Below are 19,534 nucleotides of genomic sequence, written 5' to 3' on the forward strand. Positions count from 1 at the left end.
CAACCTGTTAATTATGAGAAGCATGTACAAATCTTTGCCGGTATGGATTACCGGGCTATCCATGCTGGCTGCCATGCCGGCCTGGGCACAGGAAAAGAAGGAGTTGACCTTCGACCAGATCTTCACCCGTCCCGTATCTATCACAGAACCATTGCCAGTTGTAAGAGGCTGGGCCGACAAGGACCATTACATCGAATTCCGCAACGGGCAGGCATTGTCTGTAGACGTTAAGACCGGCAAAACTTCCCCCTACACGCCGCCGCCGGCCACGGGCGCCACAGTGAACGTAAAGGGGAACGACGTATACGTTCAATACCCTGACGGAACGGAAGTGCGGGTTACCAGCGACGATGCCGTGGAAAAGAACCCTACCCTTTCCCCCGATGAAAAATACGTGGCCTTTACCCGCAACAACAACCTGTTTGCCGTGGAAGTGGCTACCAAAAAGGAGATCCAGTATACCACCGACGGGTCGGACGTGATCTACAACGGCTGGGCTTCCTGGGTGTATTACGAGGAGATCCTCGGCCGCCCGAGCCGCTACCGCGCTTTCTGGTGGAGCCCCGACAGCAAAAAGATCGCTTTCATGCGCTTCGACGATTCCAAAGTGCCCGTGTTTCCTATCTACAGCGAAGCGGGCCAGCACGGCTTCCTGGAAAACACACGCTACCCCAAGGCCGGCGATACCAACCCCGAAGTGAAGCTGGCCGTGGTGCCCGTTACCGGCGGAAAGATCACCTGGGCGGACTTCAATGAAAAAGACGATCAGTATTTCGGCCAGCCCTTCTGGAGCCCCGACGGCAGCGCCCTCTGGGCCCAATGGATGCCGCGCGAGCAGAACAATCTCATCATTTACGCCATAGACCCGCAAACCGGCGCTAAAAAAGCGCTGTACGATGAAAAGCAGAAAACCTGGATAGACTGGTTCGCCGACATCTACTTCCTGCAGGGCAATAAAGGTTTTATCGTGAAAAGCGATATCTCCGGCTGGGATCATCTTTACCTTCACAACATGGACGGCAGCCTGAAGCAGCAGCTTACCAGCGGCAACTGGCGCGTGCGCGAAGTGCTCCTGATCGACGAAAAGAAACAGGCCGTGTATTTCACCGCCCGCAAAGAGGCCACTACCCGCTTCGACCTGTACAAGGCGGACCTGAAAGGCGGCCAGCCCCAGCGCCTCAGCTTCAGCGAATTTTCGCATGACGTGAAGCTGAGCCCCGGCGGCGATTATTTCATCACCACCTACAGCAACCTCAACACGCCTCCCCGGATGGCCCTGCTGAATGAAAAAGGCAAAGTGATCCGCGAGCTGGGTAACGCCCGCGGCGCTAATTTCGACAGCTACAAGCTGGCCCCTACCGAACTCAAAACTTACACCACCCGCGACGGGCTGACGCTGCCCCTCACCATCATCTGGCCGCTGAACATGGAGCCGGGTAAAAAATATCCCGTGCTGGTAAGCATCTATGGCGGGCCGGACGCAGGCACCGTATACGATACCTGGCGCGGGCAGCTGCCGGCGCAATGGTACGCGAAAGAAGGGCTCATCCAGGTGGCGATAGACAACCGGGCGGGCGGCCACCTCGGCAAAGCGGGCATGAACTACATTCACCGCCAGCTGGGTAAATATGAGATAGAAGATTACATGGACGCAGCCAAATGGCTGGGCACACAGCCCGGCGTGGACGCCAGCCGCATGGGCATTACCGGAGGCAGCTTCGGCGGTTATATGACCTGCATGGCCCTTACCTATGGCGCCAGCGTATTCACCCACGGCATCGCCAACTTCTCCGTAACGGACTGGCAGCTGTACGACAGCCACTACACCGAGCGCTTCATGGACCTGCCGAAAGACAACGTGGAAGGTTATAAAGTGACCTCCGTGCTTACCCACGCCAAACAATACAAAGGCCTGCTGCGCATTGTGCACGGAACTATGGACGACAACGTTCACCTGCAGAACACTATCCAGCTGGTAAATCTTTTCGAAGACCAGGGCAAACACTTCGAGCTGATGCTCTACCCCGGCGAGCGGCATGGCTGGGGCGGCGCCAAAGGAGCGCACTCCCGCAACGAAACCTACCGTTTCGTGTATGCCAACCTGTTACTGAAACCGCTGCCCAAATTTTTCCAGGGCACTAACTGATATGCCTGCAGTTACAGGCAACAAAAAAGCCCCGGATTTGATCCGGGGCTTTTTTTATAAGCAGTTTGATGACTTAGGGGTAAAAAAACAGGGCTGCAAGAATACAGCCCCGAAAAATTTTAACCATATCTTTATTGAAAAACCTGTTACAAATTTCCATAATTTAGAAGTATCCCCAATATCCAAACTAGCGAACGCTATATTTTTTCCAGTTAACGTATAGAAAACTGCTTTAAACGATCCGCGCAAGACCTCATTTGCCGCAAAGCCTGTGCTGCACTGCATATCATCAGGCAGAAAATCGTAATATGGAAAATACAGCAGAGGGAACGGTTGTATGCAGGGAGAGGAATTAAAAAAGGCGGTAAGAATACCGCCTTTGTAATAATTTTAACCATATCCTATGAAAAACCTAAGTCAAAGATAAGGCGGGATATTTCCTTCGCAAGTCCATTTCCGTGAACGTAGCGTTTTAGTTCGTGAAGTCTGGAAAAAGGTGTTTTTGCAAACACATTAAGATTAAATTTAAATTAAATTATTTGCCACTATGCAATCCTATGGCCGTTTTTCACGGGGCGGTCTGGCTGCAGCAGCACTATTTCCTTATCGTCGCCTACTACGCCCAGCACCAGGCATTCGGAGAAAAAGTTGGCGATCTGTTTAACGGGGAAGTTCACTACCGCCACCACTTGCCTGCCTGTGAGCTCTTCCGGCCGGTATAAGCGGGTGATCTGGGCAGACGACCGTTTGATGCCCAGTTCCGGGCCAAAGTCTATTTCGAGCTGGTAAGCGGGATTACGGGCCTTTTCAAAGGGGGCTGCCCTCAGGATGGTGCCTACCCTTATCTGCACCTTTTCAAAATCGTTCCAGGTAATTGTTTCCATGCTGATGATTTTAGGAAACGGAAATTAACGCGTTTGGGGAAAAATTTACCGGCAAAAGGGGGAAAGCGGGATGTGGGAGGACGAATTCAACATAAATGGCCGCGGAGAGAAAAAATATAGGGCGGTAAGAATACCGCCCTCAAATATTTTTAACCATATCCTATGAAAAACCGATACAAAGATAGATGCGTGCATCAATCCTGAAAGTGGCTTTTCGTAAAAGGACGGTTTTGTCTCGTAAACGCGTTAAATAAAGTATTGTTAACAACAAATTAACCACTGTTGCTTCACCCTGTTTTAAACTTTAGTGTGTAGGCACCCTGGGCGCGGTTCCCATGATGGTGTCTATCTCATGCATTACTTCTTTTGTGAGTTTCGGGTACACTTCCAGGGCCTTCAGGTTCTCTTTCAACTGCTCTTCTTTTGTAGCTCCCAGGATGGCGCTGCTTACGTTCGGGTTGGCAATACACCAGGCAATACTGAGCGTAGCCAGGCTGGTGCCCAGCTGGTCTGCCACGGTCTGCAGGATGGCTACCCTTGCCAGGTTATCTTCCAGCAGGTTGCGGTTGCGCAGCCATTCGTAGCCTTCCAGGCTCAGGCGCGAACCTTCGGGAACGCCTTTGTTGTATTTGCCGGTGAGTATGCCGGAAGCCAGCGGGCTGAAGATGGTAGTACCCAGGCCTTCGTTCTTATAGATCTGCGCGTATTCCACCTCCACCTTTTCGCGGCGGAACAGGTTGTATTCAGGCTGCTCTACCACGGGGCCGATCAGGTTGTATTGCCGCGCGATCATATGCGCATGCATGATCTCGGCAGCCGTCCATTCGGAAGTGCCCCAGTACAATATTTTCCCCTGCTGGATCAGGTTGGTCATAGTCCATACTACTTCCTCGATGGGCACATTCCTGTCTGGCCGGTGGCAATAGAACAGGTCCAGGTAATCTAACTCCATGCGCTGCAGGGCTTCGTGGCATGCTTCCACGAGGTGCTTGCGGCTCAGGCCGGTTTGGTTAGGTTTGTTATTGGCGCCCCTCCACCCGAAATATGCTTTGCTGGATACAGTATAGGAAGTACGGTCCCAGTTCTTCCTTTTCAACACCCTTCCCATCATCTTCTCTGATTCGCCCAGCGCATATATTTCCGCGTTGTCGAAAAAATTGATGCCGTTGTCGTACGCGAGGCCCATCAGCCGGTCAGACAGCGAGTCGTCTACCTGCCCGTGAAAAGTGACCCAGCTGCCGAAAGACAGCACGCTAAGCTGTAAACCTGATTTCCCTAATCTTCTGTATTCCATGATCATGTATTTAAAAGTGATCCATAAAAATAGTAATACTTTGGCATGGTTGTTGACAATTATAACACAGGAAATTTTAGGTTAAAAAATAGGTTAAAGCAAAAGTAACCCCGGCAATGCGCCGGGGTTCTTTTGTTATGGCAAGTGTTGTTTGTTATTGATTATTGAATGGAGAGGATGCTGTCCTGCGGGGCGAAGGTGCCGTAAGCATTGATGAATTCGCTGCGGGAGAAATCCTGGTTGGCTCTGAAGCCCTGGCCGTAGAGGGTGTCTGTAGGCGTTGAAAGGCGGCAGAAGCGGTCTGTTACAAACTGGTTGATCTTTGAATCCCACCTGAGATCTTTACAATCCAGCCTTTGCGCGGTTTTGAGACTGATAAACACTACACTGTCGCGCAGGTAGATATCATTGGTACCGTTTGGATTTTCGAGTATCTGTCCGAAGTTGGAGGTGAGAATGCTTTCCTTTGTAAGGGAATCGGTGTAAAAGATCACCTGGAGGCCCTTCGGGAAGTCTGTATGCGGCGGGCTGCTGAGGTGCCTTTCCATGTAGGGCGAAGTAAGCACGCCTTTTACATGGGCCGTCTGGCTCATGATGGTTTCGATATCATATGCCTGCTCCACTTCCGCTTTGCTGGCGTCGAACGCGCGCACGGCATTAATGTCGTTCTCGCAGGCGGTGAGCACCAGGGCGGAAGCCAGGTATATGAAAATTCGTTTCAATTGGATGGATTAATCGTATTTGGTTTTGATGAACCAGCGGTCGCTGAGGGTGAAGCCGATGGTAACCCTGTAATAGGTTTCCTTCAGGCGCTCCTGGTTGCCGCGGGAACCCACTTCGAAAGCGGCGTTGATCAGCGTGAACTGGTTCACGGCCGGCATGATCCTCTTAACAGGGAAGCCTGCCCCGATGGAGAAGCCCCAGATGTTCATGTCTCCCGTCCCCAATTTTACGTAATCTTTCCCGAAAAAGCCGCCCATGCGGTAAGCAACTTTGTTCCAGTAACCGGTGAATGATTGTGCGTTGGGCACAAACTGGCCGCCAATGTTGAGCCTCCAGCTGTCCTGCGTGCTGTCTGGCGCATCGTAGTTCCTGAAATTGCTCCATTTGGAAGTATTGTAATCTACCCCGAAGGTGAATTTGTCTGCCTTGGTGATCATGATACCGCCGCCGATGTTTTGCGGGTAGATCACGTTGCCCCTGTCGCCGCTCGTGTATTCGATGGTGTCGCGGGTATCGTATTCGTCGGAGGAAGCGTCGTAGAAGAGGGTTTCTTTCATGGTTTCCCTGCGGGCGGTGAGCTTTTGCTCGAGGCTTCCGCTGAGGCCGAATGAAAGGCTGAGGTCTTTGCCCAGCGGTACAACCTGCTGCAGGCCCACGTTGTAGAAGAAGCTGCCGTAGCTGGTCCTCCTGCTGCTGCGTGAGGGCAGGATGGTGCTTTCTGAAGGGTAGAGCACTTTGGTGCTGTTGGTCACGTTGCCGAAGAGGTACCCGAAGTTTGCGCCCACGCTGAAGTTGCCGAAAGCGATACCGGTACCTACATAGGCCTGGTAGATGCCGCCGTTGCCTTCAAACTGGTTCACGAGGGGCACCTTAAGGGTATCGAAGAAAGTTCTTTCTTCGCTTTCAGCGATGTTATAAGCTACGCGGGTCAAAGGCCGGAGGCCGATGTTGAGGCCCCAGTTTTTCCGCAGGGGCATACCCAGCTGGAGGTAAGCGAGGGTACCGAAACCGGATTGTGAGCTTTCGTTGGCAGTGGCCAGGCGGCGCACGCCACCATTTACGCCCACATCGAAGGTTACCAGCTGCAGCCTTGAATAGCTGGCAGGGTTTACGTAGTTGACTGCCTGGGGACTGGCAAAAGCCTGTGCTACGCCTCCCATTCCAAGATTAACGGCATTTTCCGACCGGGAAAGCTCGCCTAATCCGAAGCGGGAGTAAGGTGTGTTATCCTGCGCGGCGGCATTCCTTGCGGAAAATACAATAACGCCAAGCAGGCAAAAGAAACTAGCTTTTGTCCAATACATTGAGTTCTACGATTGAATTTAAACCTTTATACATTAAATACGGGCTTGCAAATATCTTATTTTTAAGGCGGGAAGCAAAAAATTCCAAATTACCCCCTGTTAAAAGCACGTTAAAGTTCCGGTACCTGGCGGCATACGCGGCGATCATGCCTTCCACTTCCGCCAGGGCGCCCTGTTGCACGCCGCTGAGTATGCTCTGGCGCGTGTTGTAGCCGATAAAGGAATACTGTGTGCTGCCTTTCACCAGCGGCAGCTTGTCTGTGAACTCATGCAGGGCCCTGAAGCGCATGTCTATCCCGGGGCTGATGCCACCGCCCAGGAATACGCCCGTTTTATGCACAAAATTGTAGGTAATGGCGCTGCCTGTGCCGATGATGAGGCTGTGCCTGCCCGGGAACATGGCCCAGGCGCCGGATGCCAGCGCCATCCTGTCTACCCCGAGGGTTTCCGGTTTTTCGTACGCCAGCTTAACAGGCAAAGGAGTGGTATGCTGCAGTTTGATGAAGGGCCCATGGGCTTCCAGCAAAGCTTCGAGGGCCGGCGGATGGTCTACCACGGAAGAGAGGATAGAGGCCGCGGGGGCATGTTGTGCCAGCGCCGCTTCCACTTCACTCACCAGGCCTGATTCGGAAAAAAATAATTCCTGCTGCAACTCCCCGTTCTGCATAATGCCGCATTTCAGGCGGGAATTGCCCAGGTCCATGCAAAAAATTGAACCGGTCATGGCGCCAAGTTAAAAATTATCCACGGATAAATTTTTGAAGTGCCCGTTCAGCTTCACGCGGTCTTTGAGGCGTTCCATTTCATTCATTACGGGTATCACCTTCAGCAGGTGGCGTTTGAGGTATTCCAGGCGCTGTAATTCCTGGAAAAGGTGGAGCATTTCATATTCTTCCTGGAGGGAAAGCCCGGCATGATGCGCCAGGTCGTAAGAGCGCAGCACATCATCGGCCTGCGGGAAACTTTTGCTGACCTGCAATATCTGGTGCAGCTCGCGGACCGCCTCCACCACCTGTTTCTGCAGCTTGGCATTGGTGCGCTCCTGGTTATCAGGATAATTGACGATAGCGCCGGCATAGAGCTTTTCCGGTACTTCGCGGATGATCTCCAGGATGCGGAACACTTTCAGCCCTTTGGTCCGGATGTCCAGCTCGCCGGTATCATACATTTTTTCCACGCGGGAAATTTCCACGAGGGTGCCGTATTCATTCACTTTTTTATCGATCACCGCCGGTATGCCAAAAGGTTTGTTCTCCCGGATGCATTCGCTCACCAGTTGCTTGTACCTGGGTTCGAAGATGTGAAGGTTGAGATGTTCGCCCGGGTACACTACGATGCCTAAAGGAAAAATCGGGATGAAATTCGTCATAGTGCTAAAATACATTATTTGGGAAAAAATTCCCGCGGCTGTTAGCGGGCCGGGAGGGCTAAATTATTTTGTAGTTCCGGTAGTCCCAGAGCCTTACGCCGAAGCGTTTTTCCACCCAGTAGAGCAACTTGCGCTTGATGTTCCTGAACTGTTTACGGCTGATGTCGTGCTCGAACTGCCAGTTCTTCCGGTCGATGCGTTCCTGCATCACCTGGGGATGGTTGCCGGTAAAGCGTTCCAGGGAATCTACTTCTGAATAGTCGAACACCTCGGTGGAAGCAATGCGGGTCATGAGGTGCTGGTTGTTGCCATGGTAGAGGGAGGTGGAGTTGATCCATTTGCGGGCCTGCTCTTCGGGGTTCTTCACCCAGCCGTAGTGATACATGTAAGCGTCTACTGGTTTCACGCGCAACTTGCGGTTATTCAGCCGGAAGCCCTGCGCGTCGCGGTAGGAGCGGATGCCGGGGTTATAGCGGATCACTCTTATTTCATGATTGTACCAGATGCGCGAATCGCCCACGTAGTCGTAGCTGCCGTAAAAATGATGATACCTGAACAGCAGCCCTTCCACCTTTGCGTCGCCGGCATAACGCTCCATGGCGGCACGGATGGCGGGGATGTCGGATTCATGTACCACTTCGTCTGCCTGGATGTAAAAGGCCCAGGTCGTATCATGACTGATGTGCTGCAGCGCTTTATCTGTTTCTATGGCCAGCACGCGGCCACCGGCTTTGATGCTGTCGTCCCACTCGGAATGAAAGATGCGGATCTTGGGGGAGCCGATGGATTGGATCAGTTCAAGCGTACCATCGTTGCAGTTACCTACGCTTACGACCACCTCGTCGCACAGCGGAAGAATGGAACGTATTGCTTCCGTTACGGGATAATCGAATCTGACGGCATTTCGAACAAAGGTAAATCCGGTAACTTTCATGAACTGATAATAAGGTGCTGCAAAGATGTGAAAAATCATCGATACATTTGCCCTATGTCTGCGCCGTTACTAGAACGCCTGCTGAAAGGCGATACCCGGGCCCTGGCACGCTGCATCTCGCTGGTGGAGAATGAAGCGCCGGGTTATGAACGGTTGCTGGAATCGCTGCCTGCGGGCGGCCACACCCGCGTTACCGGTATCACCGGCCCTCCCGGCGCGGGCAAAAGCACCCTCGTGAACGCGCTTATTACTGAATTATTAAACCGTGACCAGCGGATCGCCATCATCGCCGTGGATCCTTCATCGCCCTTCAATTTCGGCGCCCTCCTGGGCGACCGCATCCGCATGAGCGAACATTTTTCAGACCCGCGCGTATTCATCCGCTCTATGGCCAGCCGCGGCGCCCTCGGCGGCCTCAGCCCGAAGATCATGGAAGTGAGCGACCTCATCAGGGCCGCGGGTTTCGACTACCTGTTCATCGAAACCGTAGGCGTAGGCCAGAGTGAAGTAGAGATCGCCGGCATCGCCGATACCACTGTGGTAGTGGTAGTGCCCGAGGCCGGCGATGAAATACAGACCATGAAAGCGGGCCTTATGGAAATCGCGGACATTTTCACGGTGAACAAAGCAGACCGCCCGAAGGCGGATGAATTTGTACGCAACCTGCGGCTGCTGGCACATTCCAGGCGCAGCGGCAATTGGGAAACCCCGGTGGTCAAAACCGCCGCCATCAAACAGGAAGGCATCAGCGAACTGATCGCCGCGCTGGATGCGCACCGCGACCAGGTGCAGGGCAACAGTCACCGCAAAGCATTGCTGCTGGCTGAAAAAGCCTACCAGCTTATCCAGCACAGGCGCATGCGGCAGCTGGATAAACAAGCCCTGTTTACCGATGTGCAGCAGCAGATGAACGATCCCCATTTCAACCTCTACCGCATCGTTCAGCAGTATAGCTGACAAAATCCTTATCTTCGCCCTGTCTAAACAAAAAGCCGCAGGAATGGTTACTGTTACAAGAGTATTCCGTCTGTTCTTCACTTACGCCGTGTTCAATTACGGCGGCTGATCCCGCGCGCAACCCTCGTACATTTTATTGCATCATATTTCTTTTTTAACCTGAACAAATCATTTGTTATGGCTTGGTTATTCCTGGTATTGGGCGGTCTTTTCGAGATCGGGTTTACTATTTCGCTGAAGTATTCGGAGAATTTTTCGAAGCTCTGGCCTTCCCTGAGTTTCGTGGTGTGCATTTCGCTGAGCTTCTTTTTGCTGAATAAAGCGATCAATCATGGGCTGCCGATCGGCACGGCGTATGCGGTGTGGACGGGCATTGGCGCGGCAGGCACGGCCATTGCGGGGATCATTTTCTTCAAAGAACCGGCGGCGGCCTGGCGTATTTTTTTCCTGGTGATGCTCATCGGTTCCATCATCGGGTTGAAATTTGTTTCGGAAGGGCATTAAGAAAACGCGATGCCCGTATACGAAGAGGAGTCCGTCCGCGTTGTGAGGAGAAGTCCGTCATTGCGAGGAGCAGCAAGGAGTACTTTGCTGCAGAAAGCGCGACGAAGCAATCTCCTCCGGATCTTGGAGTACCTCAAGCCAATGAAAGAGATTGCTTCGTCGCCCCTCCCGTTTTGGCTCGGCGGCTTCTCGCAATGACGAGCTTTTTAAGCCTTATATGCGATGATATTTTCCGTTTGCCCCACTTTCGGCATTTCTTCTTTCGTATTCACCGGCCTGGTCACCATGGGCTTGTCTGTTTCCAGCAGGCCCGCGTTCAGCAGCGTATAGCCGTATTTCTTCAGCAGGTCGAAAATGTCGTTGCGCATGCTCACCGGTATTTCGAGGAATATCTCTGCGATGATCACGGGATGGTATTTTTCCAGTATCCTTTCGAGCGTGGTGAGCACAAAATAATCCAGGCCTTCGGTGTCTATCTTGATCAGGGATAATTTCGGCAGCCAATCCTGGTACTCCTGCTCCAGGAAATTGCCGAGGTGCTTGCCTTTGATGGGTTCTTTCAGTTTGTATTTGCCATGGCGGTTATCGTTGAGGTCGGTGATAAGCCCGCCGTTGCTCATGGAGGCTTCGGAGGAGGCGTAGTAAAAATTCATGTCCCTGTCTGCCGCGGCAAACTGCAGCGGTATGATGTTGGCCTTGCCTTTGTTGAGCTTTGCGTTTTCCTGCAATACGCTGAACACGTGCGGGTTTGGATCGAGCGCGAGCACTTTGCCGGAGCCGCCTGCGGCAATGGCCATGGCCACGGTAAGGTCGCCGATGTTCGCCCCGATGTCTATCGCCATAGAGCCTTCAGGAATGTATTTGCGGAAAAAGTCCACTTCATGCTGCGTGATCACTTTGGGTTTCAGCAGCGGGTTCAGCCAGTTGGCGAACTCTATCTTTTCATTGTTAGCCAGCTGGAAAGTATCGATCCTGGTGCCGTATTGCTGAAACACGCGCCGCGCTTTCTTTCGCGCGAATGACGCTTTGAAATAGGATAAGATGGACATATTGAATTTAGTTATATACGCCAATATACTTCCATTTTGCAGAATTCCTATAACCGCCGGAGGAAAACGGCGGACGCTGCGTAAGATAACAATGTTGCCAGCAATACGGGAACGATAGCGGCCGGCTGGAAGGAAATTTCGAGGGCAAATACCATCGCCATCAACGGCAGGCGGGTAATGCTGCCCAGCAATGCCGCCACGCCCACTGCAGCTGCCATCCGCGGGTCCAGCGGCGTATCGCTGAAAATAGATTGCAACCACAATGCAGTGAGCAGCCCGTTGGCCGCGCCAGCCGCCAGCAACGGTGTAACGATGCCACCGGGTATGCGTGCGCCTGCCGCTATTATTATCGTGATCAGTTTATACAATCCAACATTTATCAGCAACATCAGCGTCACTTCATTCATAAGCAGCACCTGCCGTGCAACACCCATGCCCGGCCCGAACAGCACGGCTTTCAGCCACACCATCACCCCAACCAGTATAGCGGCTGCTATGGTGAGATAATTACCGCTCACTGTATTTAATGCCTGCACGGTGCGTACGATCACGGCAGCCATGATGCCCAGCAGCAGACCGAGTAAAGTATATATGCCTGTCGCCACCAAACCAGGCCATTTCAGCGGGCTGTATGCCGGCATGCCGAACCAGGCGTAATGCAGCGCGGCGCCGGTGATGGCGGCCAGCAGCACATACCCTGTTCTTCTCCGGGTGATCACGAAATACACCAGTGCAACGGCTGCCAGCGGCGTGCCGAACCAGGCTGCAATGCCCGCTGCCAGGGCGCTTACCATCATCACGTCTTTTTCTGCTCCGGATAAACTGCGGAATGGCCGCAGCAGCGCAGCTATTTTCAACACGGCGCCTTCCACGCCCAATGGCATGCCGGTGATGCTGTAAACCAGCTGTGCTGCGAGCTTTGCGAGTGGACCTTTTTTCAAAAGCTGCCACACAACGAAGGCGCCTGCAAGCACAATGGGCAACAGCGCAATACCCGGAACAATATTTGTTGCTAATTTCTCCAGCAACAGGAATCCCTGTAAAAGCAAAAGCGCCACAATGCCAATGACCGCCGCCCACAGTATTACATAGCACCACAGCATCCAAACTCGTTTGAGTGGCTGGTGGATATGCGCCGGGAAAGGCAGATGATCTGCTACCGGCAAACCTTCACGATGGGCAAAAAAAGCGGGCAGTTTCAAGAGGATGTTGTTTAGATTTTTATCCGTTAATGTGATAAATATAGCAAATAAAAAATATGCCAACGAGATTGAGTAAAAGGCTTAAGATGAATAGCAGAAAAAACGCTCAAATGCTTGTACTAAAACAATTTTGCAGATGATCACCCGTTTGCAGTAAACACCATGAATGTGCTATGCACACGCGCTAAAAGTTTTGTACATTCGGCCCTTCCCGTGAAGACCTGTATTTAGATAAAAAAAAAGGCATCATACGAAACCATACTAAAACGATACAGTACTACTAAAAATGGCAAAGGAATCCACCTTTAATCCTGAGCATCAGGCCACCCATCCGTCAAGCAAAGTGGTGGCGGCGCTGGAAAGGCTGTCGGAAGCTTTCCGCGTGCTGCTCTGGCAGGAAGCCAAACAATACGGGGTTAGTCCTATACAGGTACAGATACTTACCTACCTTTTACATTATCCGGAAAAACTAAAAACGGTAACCCACCTGGCTGCACATTTCAACATGACCAAAGCGACGGTGAGCGATGCGATCAAATCCATTGCCGCGAAGGGTTTTGTAAAAAGAAAAGACGATGTGGAAGACAGCCGCAGCCATTCGCTGCATCTCACGCGCGAAGGCAAAACGCTGGCACGCAAAGTAGAGCGTTTTGCGGAGCCGATGGAAGCTGCTGTGCAGACCATTCCCCCCGAAAAACAGGCTAACCTGCTGGAACAATTGCTGGGCCTCATCCAGGAGCTGAACCAGCAACTGGTGATCACGCCGCAGCGCATGTGTTTCAACTGCCGGTACTACGACAAAAAAGGGAAGCTGCATTACTGCAACCTGGTAAATGCGTTCCTGAAAGCAGGGGATCTGAGAGTGGATTGCCCGGAGTTCAGCGCTCCGAAAGAAAGTTGATGCTTAGTTCTCCCCGGTAACACGCTGGCTTCTCCACCAACGGTACCCTAAGAACGCGCCGAGCGCGAGCGGGGTGAACGCCAGCATGAGAATGCCATTGTTCAGCCCTTTCGCGGGGCCTTCGCCGAGCTGCTGCGCAGTTTTGGTGCACAGCGAGCACTGTGCCAGCAGATCGCTGCCGGGCAGCAGCGCAACGATCATCAACAGGAAGAATATCTTTTTCACAAACCGAAATTACAAGTTTTCCTTATTACGGCCACTGATCTATGTCAGTTCCGCTCAATAATAGGGCTGGATCATGATGTACACGATCACGCCGGTAACGGCCACGTAGAACCAGAGCGGCCAGGTGACGCGGGCTATTTTGCGGTGGCGGGCATTATCGTCCTGGAAGGCGCGCAGCAGGGTGAACAGCACCAGCGGCACGATCACCACGGCCAGCACGATGTGCGTAAGCAGCAGGAAATAATACATGTACCGGATGCCGCCAATGGCCGCCACCTCCGCAGCATCCACGATGCCGTTATGATCCATGTCGCCGAACTTCGTGCTTTCCGTCAGGAAGTGGTAGGTGACGTAAGAAAGCAGGAAGATCACGGAGAGGCTTACAGCTAAAATGTTGGTCCATTTATGGGCTTTCCGGTGGCCGTTCTTGATAAAATACAGGCTGGCTACCAGCAGCACGGCGGTGGTGGAGTTGAGCACTGCGTGGAAGAACGGCATCAGCTTCACATCAAATCCTACTTCGAAGCCCGGCTTGGGCAGTACGAACAGGATGGCGACAGCCACAGGTATAGCGATGGAAACAATTGCGATAGGGAGGTTCAGGTTCCTGTTCTTCAGATTCATCATTTTCACATTTTTTAGTTGCCGGAAGAAAACAGGCGTTTCAGCAATCCGGGCTTCTTTTTATCTTTTGCGATATGCAATACGGCAATGTCGTTCACCATGCGGCGCACGTCGTTGCTGTCGAGGCCGTTGTAGTACCCGCGGATGTAGCGGTCTTTGTCTATCACCACGAATTTCTCCGTGTGGATAAAGTCGTCCGGCCCGCCGGTTCCTTCCAGCGCATTCACGAAAAATTCGTGGCGGGCGAGATCGTAAATTTCTTTTTTATCGCCGGTGAGCAGCCACCAGTTCTTCGGGTCGATGTTATGTTTGTCTGCGTATTTCTTCAGCGTCTGCACCGTATCCCGCGTGGGGTCTACGGAGAGAGAGATGATCTGGATGAGTGTATCGTTCTTGTTATACGTATCCTGTACGCGTTTCAGGTTTTTGATCAGGTTAGGGCAGATCACGGGGCAGCTGGTGAAGAAGAAGTTTACGACCAGTATCCTGTTTTCCGCGTTTTTAAGGTTCACCTGTTCGCCCAGCTGGTTGGTGAGGGTAAAGTTCTGCACCTGGTGAAATACGGTGTCGTAAGTGGTTTTCCCGTCTTTTACCACGGTATCCACTCTTTCTGCGATGAGGTAAGGCGGTACGTGCACCACGTTCTTACCGTAATGATCCACGATCAGGTACCCTGTTAAAGGCACCAGGATGGCCAATGCTACTCCGAGTAATGCTTTTCTGGAAATGGCGGTAAGTTTTAAAACGTTTATAAAAGCAAAAATGTAAAAGTGATGCTATCGGCGTGGATGGAATCACTTTTACATTCTGCGTTATAGTTATGCTAACCTGTTAATGATGCGCAGGTGCGTGTGCGGGTGCTTCCTTTTTCACCGGCGTGCCGGGGGCAAGGTCTTTCCGCATGTTCTTCCAGCTGTCGCCATCTGCGAGGAATGCGACGATGAACCAAACGAACAGCAGGAGCGGGAACAGGATGGTCATGATCAGGTTCCTTACTTCATGGCCAAGGTGCATAAATTCTGCAACAATGAAAAATGCTTTCACGATGGTAAGGCCGATGAAGATGGAGTTCAGCAGCAGCTTGCCGGGGAAGCCGGTATACAGGTGCAGGAACGCCAGCCCTACTTCCACCATGGTTACAATCAGCAGGATCCAGAACGTTTTCCAGATGGATTTGATGGATGCCTGCCTGTCGTTTGCGTTAGATGTATGCGCCATGTTTTCAGAATACTTTTCTCTTTATAAAAATTCGTTCAATTCAAAATTTAAGCGTGCTTACAGCAGGTAGAAGCAGGTGAATACGAATACCCAAACCAGGTCTACAAAGTGCCAGTAAAGCCCTACTTTCTCCACCATTTCGTAATGCCCGCGGTGCTCGTAGGTTCCTTTGATCACGTTGGCCAGTACAATGATATTCAGCACCACGCCGGAGGTTACGTGCAGGCCGTGGAAACCGGTGATGGTGAAGAAGAAGTCGGTGAAGTTGGTAGACAGCGGTGCGGAACCGTCTGCATTCAGGAAGGGATTGCGGCCCCACCATGCGCCTACTTCGTGCAGGTGCGTCCATTCCCAGGCCTGGCAGCCGAGGAACATGATACCGCCTACGATGGTCAGGCTCAGCCATTTGATCACGGACTTGCGGTCCATGTAATGACCTGCGTTTACGGCCAGTACCATGGTAACGGAGCTCATGATCAGGATGAAGGTCATCAAACTCACGAACACCAGCGGCAGGTTGGCATGCCCCATGAACGGGAATGAGTGGAACACCACGTTCGGGTCGGGCCATGCTTCAGCCATGAAACGCTGGGTGCCGTATGCGATCAGCAATGCGCCGAACGTGAAGGCATCCGAGATCAGGAAATACCACATCATCAACTTCCCGTAGCTCACGCTAAAGGGCGAATGCCCTCCGTTCCACCATTTTTTCTTCGCTGTTACTGCGTTATCCATTGTACTAATTATGAATTTTATTGGTTCTAAACAGTATCTTATCTTTTAACGGGCCAGGCTGAAAAATATCAGCAGATAGATCCAGAGGCCGTCTACAAAATGCCAGTATGTGGATGCCACTTCGATGGGCACCGCGCTGTATGTTCTTATCCGTGTGCGGAAGGCCCTTACGAAAAGCACCATCAGTACTACCACCCCGCCCAGCACGTGCAGCACGTGCGTGCCTACGATCACGTAGATGAAGCTGGCAGACACGGTGCTGTTCAGCGGCAGGCCGTGATTTTTCATATCAGTGAAACCGATCACCTGGCAAACCGCAAAAGCGATGCCGAGCAATGCGGTCACGGAGATGAGCTGTTTGTAAGCGCTCATATTCCTCGCCTTGAACTGGCGCTGGGCCAGGTAAATGGTGAGGCTGCTCAGCAATATCAGCACGGTAGACACATAAAACACCGGCGGCAGCTCGAAGCTCAGCCAGTTGGCCTGTGCCCGCTTCACCACGTATGCGCTTGTGAAACCTATGAACATCATCGTGATGCTGGCCATAGCGATCCACATGGAATACTTGTGCGGATGTATTTTGTTCTTTTGAGCGTTCATTGTCAACATTTCCTCACAGTTTAACTTTATCAAACAACAGCGCCAGTAAAATTACCGCCAGGTAAATATATGATCCGAACATCAGTTTCCTGGCAGAAGGCACATCACATTTCCGGTACAATTCTATGGCCCTGTACAGGTAAAAACCGCCTATCAGGATGGCCACCACCGCTGAAACGGCGCCGGTCATACCCAGCAGGTAAGGCGCTACGCCGGCAGGGATCAGCAGCATGGTATACATGGCCGCCTGCAGCGCGATCATTTTGCCCGGCCCACGGTCTGTAGGCATCAGCTTGAAGCCCGCCCTGGTATAGTCCGTATGCGCTACCCAGGCTATTGCCCAGAAGTGCGGGAACTGCCAGAGGAACTGTATGGCAAACAGCGCCCAGCCTCCTTCAGAAAGGGTTCCTGCGCCGGCCACCCAGCCGATCAGCGGAGGCAAAGCGCCGGGAATGGCGCCCACCAGCACGGCCAGCGAATTCCATTTTTTCCAGGGTGTGTACACGAAACCGTACAGCACCAGGGAAACCAGGCTCACGATAGCGCTCAGCCAGTTGAACCCGAAACCGAGTATCAGGATGCCGGCCAAACCGGTCACTACCGAAACAACGGCGGCTTCCCCAACGGAAAGGCGCCCGGCAGGCAGCGGCCTCGGGGCCGTACGCGCCATCAGCTTATCCGTTTCCTTTTCCAGTATCTGGTTAATGATATTGGCGGAGCCGGAAACCAGGATGCCGCCGGCAAATAATAAAAGAACTTTAACAAGGTCAAATTCCACGCCCGGTACCAGCAGGTAGGCCACCACACAGGAGAAAACCACCATGAATGTGAGGGTGAACTTCATCATCATGAAGTAATCCTTCACCCTGCTAGCAATGGCGTATGATAAAGACAACTTTATGGAATTTTCTTGCAACATTATATTTCTTCACTATGCTGTTCCACAATTCTTCTGCTTGCAGGCTTACCCTGCAGGCGCATTTAGTGCTTGGACTCGTCGGGTGATACCGGCACGGTTTGCGGGATAAAGTCTTTCCCGTCCTTGCTGTAATCGTAAGCCCAGCGGTGAACTTCGGGGATCTCACCGGGCCAGTTACCGTGACCGGGGTTGATCGGCGTTGTCCATTCAAGGGTGGTAGCGGCCCACGGGTTAGGCGTGGTCAGCTTGCGGCCTTTGAAAATGCTATAGAAGAAGTTGAATACAAATAACAATTGTGTTGCGAATACGATGATCACCACGAAGCTGATGAACTGGTTCAGCCCGCCGAACATGTTGAAGGATGCCCAGTTGCTGTAGTCGAAGTAACGGCGGGGCATACCTGCCATACCTTCGTAGTGCATCGGCCAGAAGATCAGGTAAGCGCCTACCAGCGTGATCCAGAAGTGGATGAAGCCGAGCGTCTGGTTCATGTAGCGGCCGTACATTTTCGGGAACCAGTGGTAGATGCCGGCGAACATACCGAAGAATGCGGACACACCCATTACGATGTGGAAGTGCGCAATTACGAAGTATGTATCGTGCAGGTGGATATCGATCGCTGAGTTACCCAGCCAGATACCTGTCAGGCCACCGGAGATGAAAGTGCTCACGAAGCCGATGGAGAACAGGGAAGCGGGCGTGAAGCGGATATTGCCGCGCCAGATGGTGGTGATCCAGTTGAACACCTTGATGGCAGACGGCACCGCGATCAGCAGCGTCAGTAATACGAAGAACGCTCCGAGGAAGGGGTTCAGGCCGGTCACGAACATGTGGTGCGCCCATACGAGGAACGCCAGGATCGTGATGGCGAAGATAGAACCCACCATGGCGAGGTAACCGAAGATCGGCTTGCGGGAACTTACTGCGAGTATCTCAGAAACCATACCCATCGCAGGGAGGATGATGATGTACACCTCGGGGTGGCCCAGGAACCAGAACAAGTGCTGGTAAAGGATCGCGGAGCCGCCTTCGTTAGGCAGTACTTTACCCTGTACGAACAGCTCGCTCAGGTAGAAGCTGGTGCCGCCATGACGGTCGAACAGGAGGAGTACGAAACCGCTCAGCAGTACGGGGAAAGACAGCACGCCGAGCACAGCGGTGAAGAAGAACGCCCAGATGGTGAGCGGCATCTTCGTCATGCTCATGCCTTTCGTACGCATGTTGAGGATGGTGGAAATATAGTTGAGGGAACCGAGCAGTGAAGACACAACGAATATCGCCATGCTCACGAGCCAGAGGTCCATACCAATCTTAGAACCGATAGAAGCGTCGCCCAGTGCGCTCAGGGGAGGATAGCTCGTCCAGCCGCCGGAAGCAGGGCCGGTCTGTACGAACAGGGAGCTCATCATTATCACGCTGGCCAGGAAGAAGAACCAGTAGCTCAGCATGTTCATGAAGGGGGAAGCCATGTCTCTTGCGCCTACCTGCAGAGGAATGAGCAGGTTGGAGAAAGTGCCGCTCAAACCGGCGGTCAGTACAAAGAACACGAGGATGGTACCGTGCATGGTAACCAGCGCGTAATATGCTTCGGCAGTGATCCTGCCGCCTTCAGCCCAGTGGCCCAGGATGCTTTCCAGCCAGGGGAAAGTAGCGTCAGGGTAGCCCAGTTGCAAACGGAACAATACAGAGAAGAATGCACCAATGATGGCCCAGATGATACCGGTAATGAGGAATTGCTTCGCAATCATCTTATGGTCCATGCTGAACACATACTTCGATATGAAGGTTTCATGGTGATGGTCGTGACCGTGACCATCGTGGCCATTACCATGCCCATGCTCCACGTGGCCGTGATGCGCTAAATCCTGATTGTGCAATGTTGCTTCGTTACTCATAATAAGTTCTGTTTATGATCAGCCGTTAAACGGGGCAGGCTCTCCGGCTTT

The 19,534-nt window shown here is 52.5% G+C and carries 21 protein-coding genes; 4 read left to right on the top strand and 17 right to left on the bottom strand.

Annotated features, from left to right (window positions below):
• Positions 1–22 precede the first annotated feature (22 nt).
• Positions 23–2,146 (top strand): S9 family peptidase, encoded by a 2,124-nt coding sequence (locus tag R3I13_RS04730; protein ID WP_346316774.1) that lies wholly within the window; start codon positions 23–25, stop codon positions 2,144–2,146.
• A gap of 545 nt (positions 2,147–2,691) precedes the next feature.
• On the opposite strand, the gene R3I13_RS04735 is transcribed toward R3I13_RS04730, so the two are convergent.
• The 7 genes from R3I13_RS04735 to R3I13_RS04765 form a co-directional block, all read right to left on the bottom strand.
• Positions 2,692–3,030: a tRNA-binding protein gene (locus R3I13_RS04735; protein ID WP_346316775.1), complete on the bottom strand. Its 339-nt coding sequence runs from the start codon at positions 3,028–3,030 to the stop codon at positions 2,692–2,694.
• Between the two features lie 304 nt (positions 3,031–3,334).
• On the bottom strand, positions 3,335–4,324 hold the full coding sequence (locus R3I13_RS04740) for an aldo/keto reductase (RefSeq protein ID WP_346316776.1): 990 nt from the start codon (positions 4,322–4,324) through the stop codon (positions 3,335–3,337).
• A 161-nt stretch (positions 4,325–4,485) separates the two neighbouring features.
• Positions 4,486–5,046 (bottom strand): LPS export ABC transporter periplasmic protein LptC, encoded by a 561-nt coding sequence (gene lptC, locus R3I13_RS04745; RefSeq protein WP_346316777.1) that lies wholly within the window; start codon positions 5,044–5,046, stop codon positions 4,486–4,488.
• A gap of 9 nt (positions 5,047–5,055) precedes the next feature.
• On the bottom strand, positions 5,056–6,351 hold the full coding sequence (locus R3I13_RS04750) for a hypothetical protein (protein ID WP_346316778.1): 1,296 nt from the start codon (positions 6,349–6,351) through the stop codon (positions 5,056–5,058).
• Positions 6,332–7,075 carry a type III pantothenate kinase gene (locus R3I13_RS04755; RefSeq protein ID WP_346316779.1) on the bottom strand — a complete coding sequence of 248 codons (744 nt, stop codon included), beginning with the start codon at positions 7,073–7,075 and terminating at the stop codon, positions 6,332–6,334. The genes R3I13_RS04750 and R3I13_RS04755 overlap by 20 nt, the downstream gene beginning before the upstream one ends.
• A gap of 9 nt (positions 7,076–7,084) precedes the next feature.
• Positions 7,085–7,720, bottom strand: coding sequence for an LON peptidase substrate-binding domain-containing protein (locus tag R3I13_RS04760; RefSeq protein WP_346316780.1), 636 nt, complete (start codon positions 7,718–7,720; stop codon positions 7,085–7,087).
• A gap of 58 nt (positions 7,721–7,778) precedes the next feature.
• The gene (locus R3I13_RS04765; protein WP_346316781.1) at positions 7,779–8,654 is read right to left on the bottom strand and encodes a glycosyltransferase family 2 protein; all 876 of its coding nucleotides are present in this window, start codon (positions 8,652–8,654) and stop codon (positions 7,779–7,781) included.
• A 54-nt stretch (positions 8,655–8,708) separates the two neighbouring features.
• Here R3I13_RS04765 and meaB point away from each other — a divergent pair, with 54 nt between their 5' ends.
• Together meaB and R3I13_RS04775 are read left to right on the top strand one after the other, a co-directional pair.
• On the top strand, positions 8,709–9,611 hold the full coding sequence (gene meaB, locus R3I13_RS04770) for a methylmalonyl Co-A mutase-associated GTPase MeaB (RefSeq protein WP_346316782.1): 903 nt from the start codon (positions 8,709–8,711) through the stop codon (positions 9,609–9,611).
• Between the two features lie 177 nt (positions 9,612–9,788).
• The gene (locus R3I13_RS04775) at positions 9,789–10,115 is read left to right on the top strand and encodes a multidrug efflux SMR transporter (RefSeq protein WP_346316783.1); all 327 of its coding nucleotides are present in this window, start codon (positions 9,789–9,791) and stop codon (positions 10,113–10,115) included.
• Positions 10,116–10,321: 206 nt separating this feature from the next.
• On the opposite strand, the gene R3I13_RS04780 is transcribed toward R3I13_RS04775, so the two are convergent.
• A complete protein-coding gene (locus R3I13_RS04780) occupies positions 10,322–11,164 on the bottom strand; it encodes an FkbM family methyltransferase (RefSeq protein WP_346316784.1) in 843 nt (280 codons plus the stop codon).
• A gap of 47 nt (positions 11,165–11,211) precedes the next feature.
• Positions 11,212–12,366, bottom strand: coding sequence for a chloride channel protein (locus tag R3I13_RS04785; protein WP_346316785.1), 1,155 nt, complete (start codon positions 12,364–12,366; stop codon positions 11,212–11,214).
• Between the two features lie 286 nt (positions 12,367–12,652).
• Between R3I13_RS04785 and R3I13_RS04790 the strand changes: the two genes are divergently transcribed.
• Positions 12,653–13,267, top strand: a complete 615-nt coding sequence (locus tag R3I13_RS04790) for a MarR family winged helix-turn-helix transcriptional regulator (RefSeq protein WP_346316786.1) — start codon at positions 12,653–12,655, stop codon at positions 13,265–13,267.
• 3 nt (positions 13,268–13,270) lie between these two features.
• On the opposite strand, the gene R3I13_RS04795 is transcribed toward R3I13_RS04790, so the two are convergent.
• The 8 genes from R3I13_RS04795 to R3I13_RS04830 form a co-directional block, all read right to left on the bottom strand.
• Entirely contained in the window at positions 13,271–13,492 is a 222-nt protein-coding gene (locus R3I13_RS04795; protein WP_346316787.1) for a hypothetical protein, read from the bottom strand.
• Positions 13,493–13,546: 54 nt separating this feature from the next.
• The gene (locus tag R3I13_RS04800; protein WP_346316788.1) at positions 13,547–14,119 is read right to left on the bottom strand and encodes a DUF420 domain-containing protein; all 573 of its coding nucleotides are present in this window, start codon (positions 14,117–14,119) and stop codon (positions 13,547–13,549) included.
• Between the two features lie 11 nt (positions 14,120–14,130).
• Positions 14,131–14,814, bottom strand: a complete 684-nt coding sequence (locus tag R3I13_RS04805; protein ID WP_346316789.1) for an SCO family protein — start codon at positions 14,812–14,814, stop codon at positions 14,131–14,133.
• 133 nt (positions 14,815–14,947) lie between these two features.
• The gene (locus tag R3I13_RS04810) at positions 14,948–15,334 is read right to left on the bottom strand and encodes a cytochrome C oxidase subunit IV family protein (RefSeq protein ID WP_346316790.1); all 387 of its coding nucleotides are present in this window, start codon (positions 15,332–15,334) and stop codon (positions 14,948–14,950) included.
• A gap of 57 nt (positions 15,335–15,391) precedes the next feature.
• Positions 15,392–16,069 (bottom strand): cytochrome c oxidase subunit 3, encoded by a 678-nt coding sequence (locus R3I13_RS04815; RefSeq protein ID WP_346316791.1) that lies wholly within the window; start codon positions 16,067–16,069, stop codon positions 15,392–15,394.
• Between the two features lie 45 nt (positions 16,070–16,114).
• On the bottom strand, positions 16,115–16,678 hold the full coding sequence (locus R3I13_RS04820) for a cytochrome c oxidase subunit 3 (RefSeq protein WP_346316792.1): 564 nt from the start codon (positions 16,676–16,678) through the stop codon (positions 16,115–16,117).
• 4 nt (positions 16,679–16,682) lie between these two features.
• Positions 16,683–17,564 carry a heme o synthase gene (gene cyoE / locus R3I13_RS04825; protein ID WP_346316793.1) on the bottom strand — a complete coding sequence of 294 codons (882 nt, stop codon included), beginning with the start codon at positions 17,562–17,564 and terminating at the stop codon, positions 16,683–16,685.
• An 86-nt stretch (positions 17,565–17,650) separates the two neighbouring features.
• Entirely contained in the window at positions 17,651–19,483 is a 1,833-nt protein-coding gene (locus R3I13_RS04830) for a cbb3-type cytochrome c oxidase subunit I (RefSeq protein ID WP_346316794.1), read from the bottom strand.
• Positions 19,484–19,534: the final 51 nt, after the last annotated feature.

This window comes from Chitinophaga sp. YIM B06452 (genome assembly GCF_039655965.1).
Lineage (GTDB): Bacteria > Bacteroidota > Bacteroidia > Chitinophagales > Chitinophagaceae > Chitinophaga.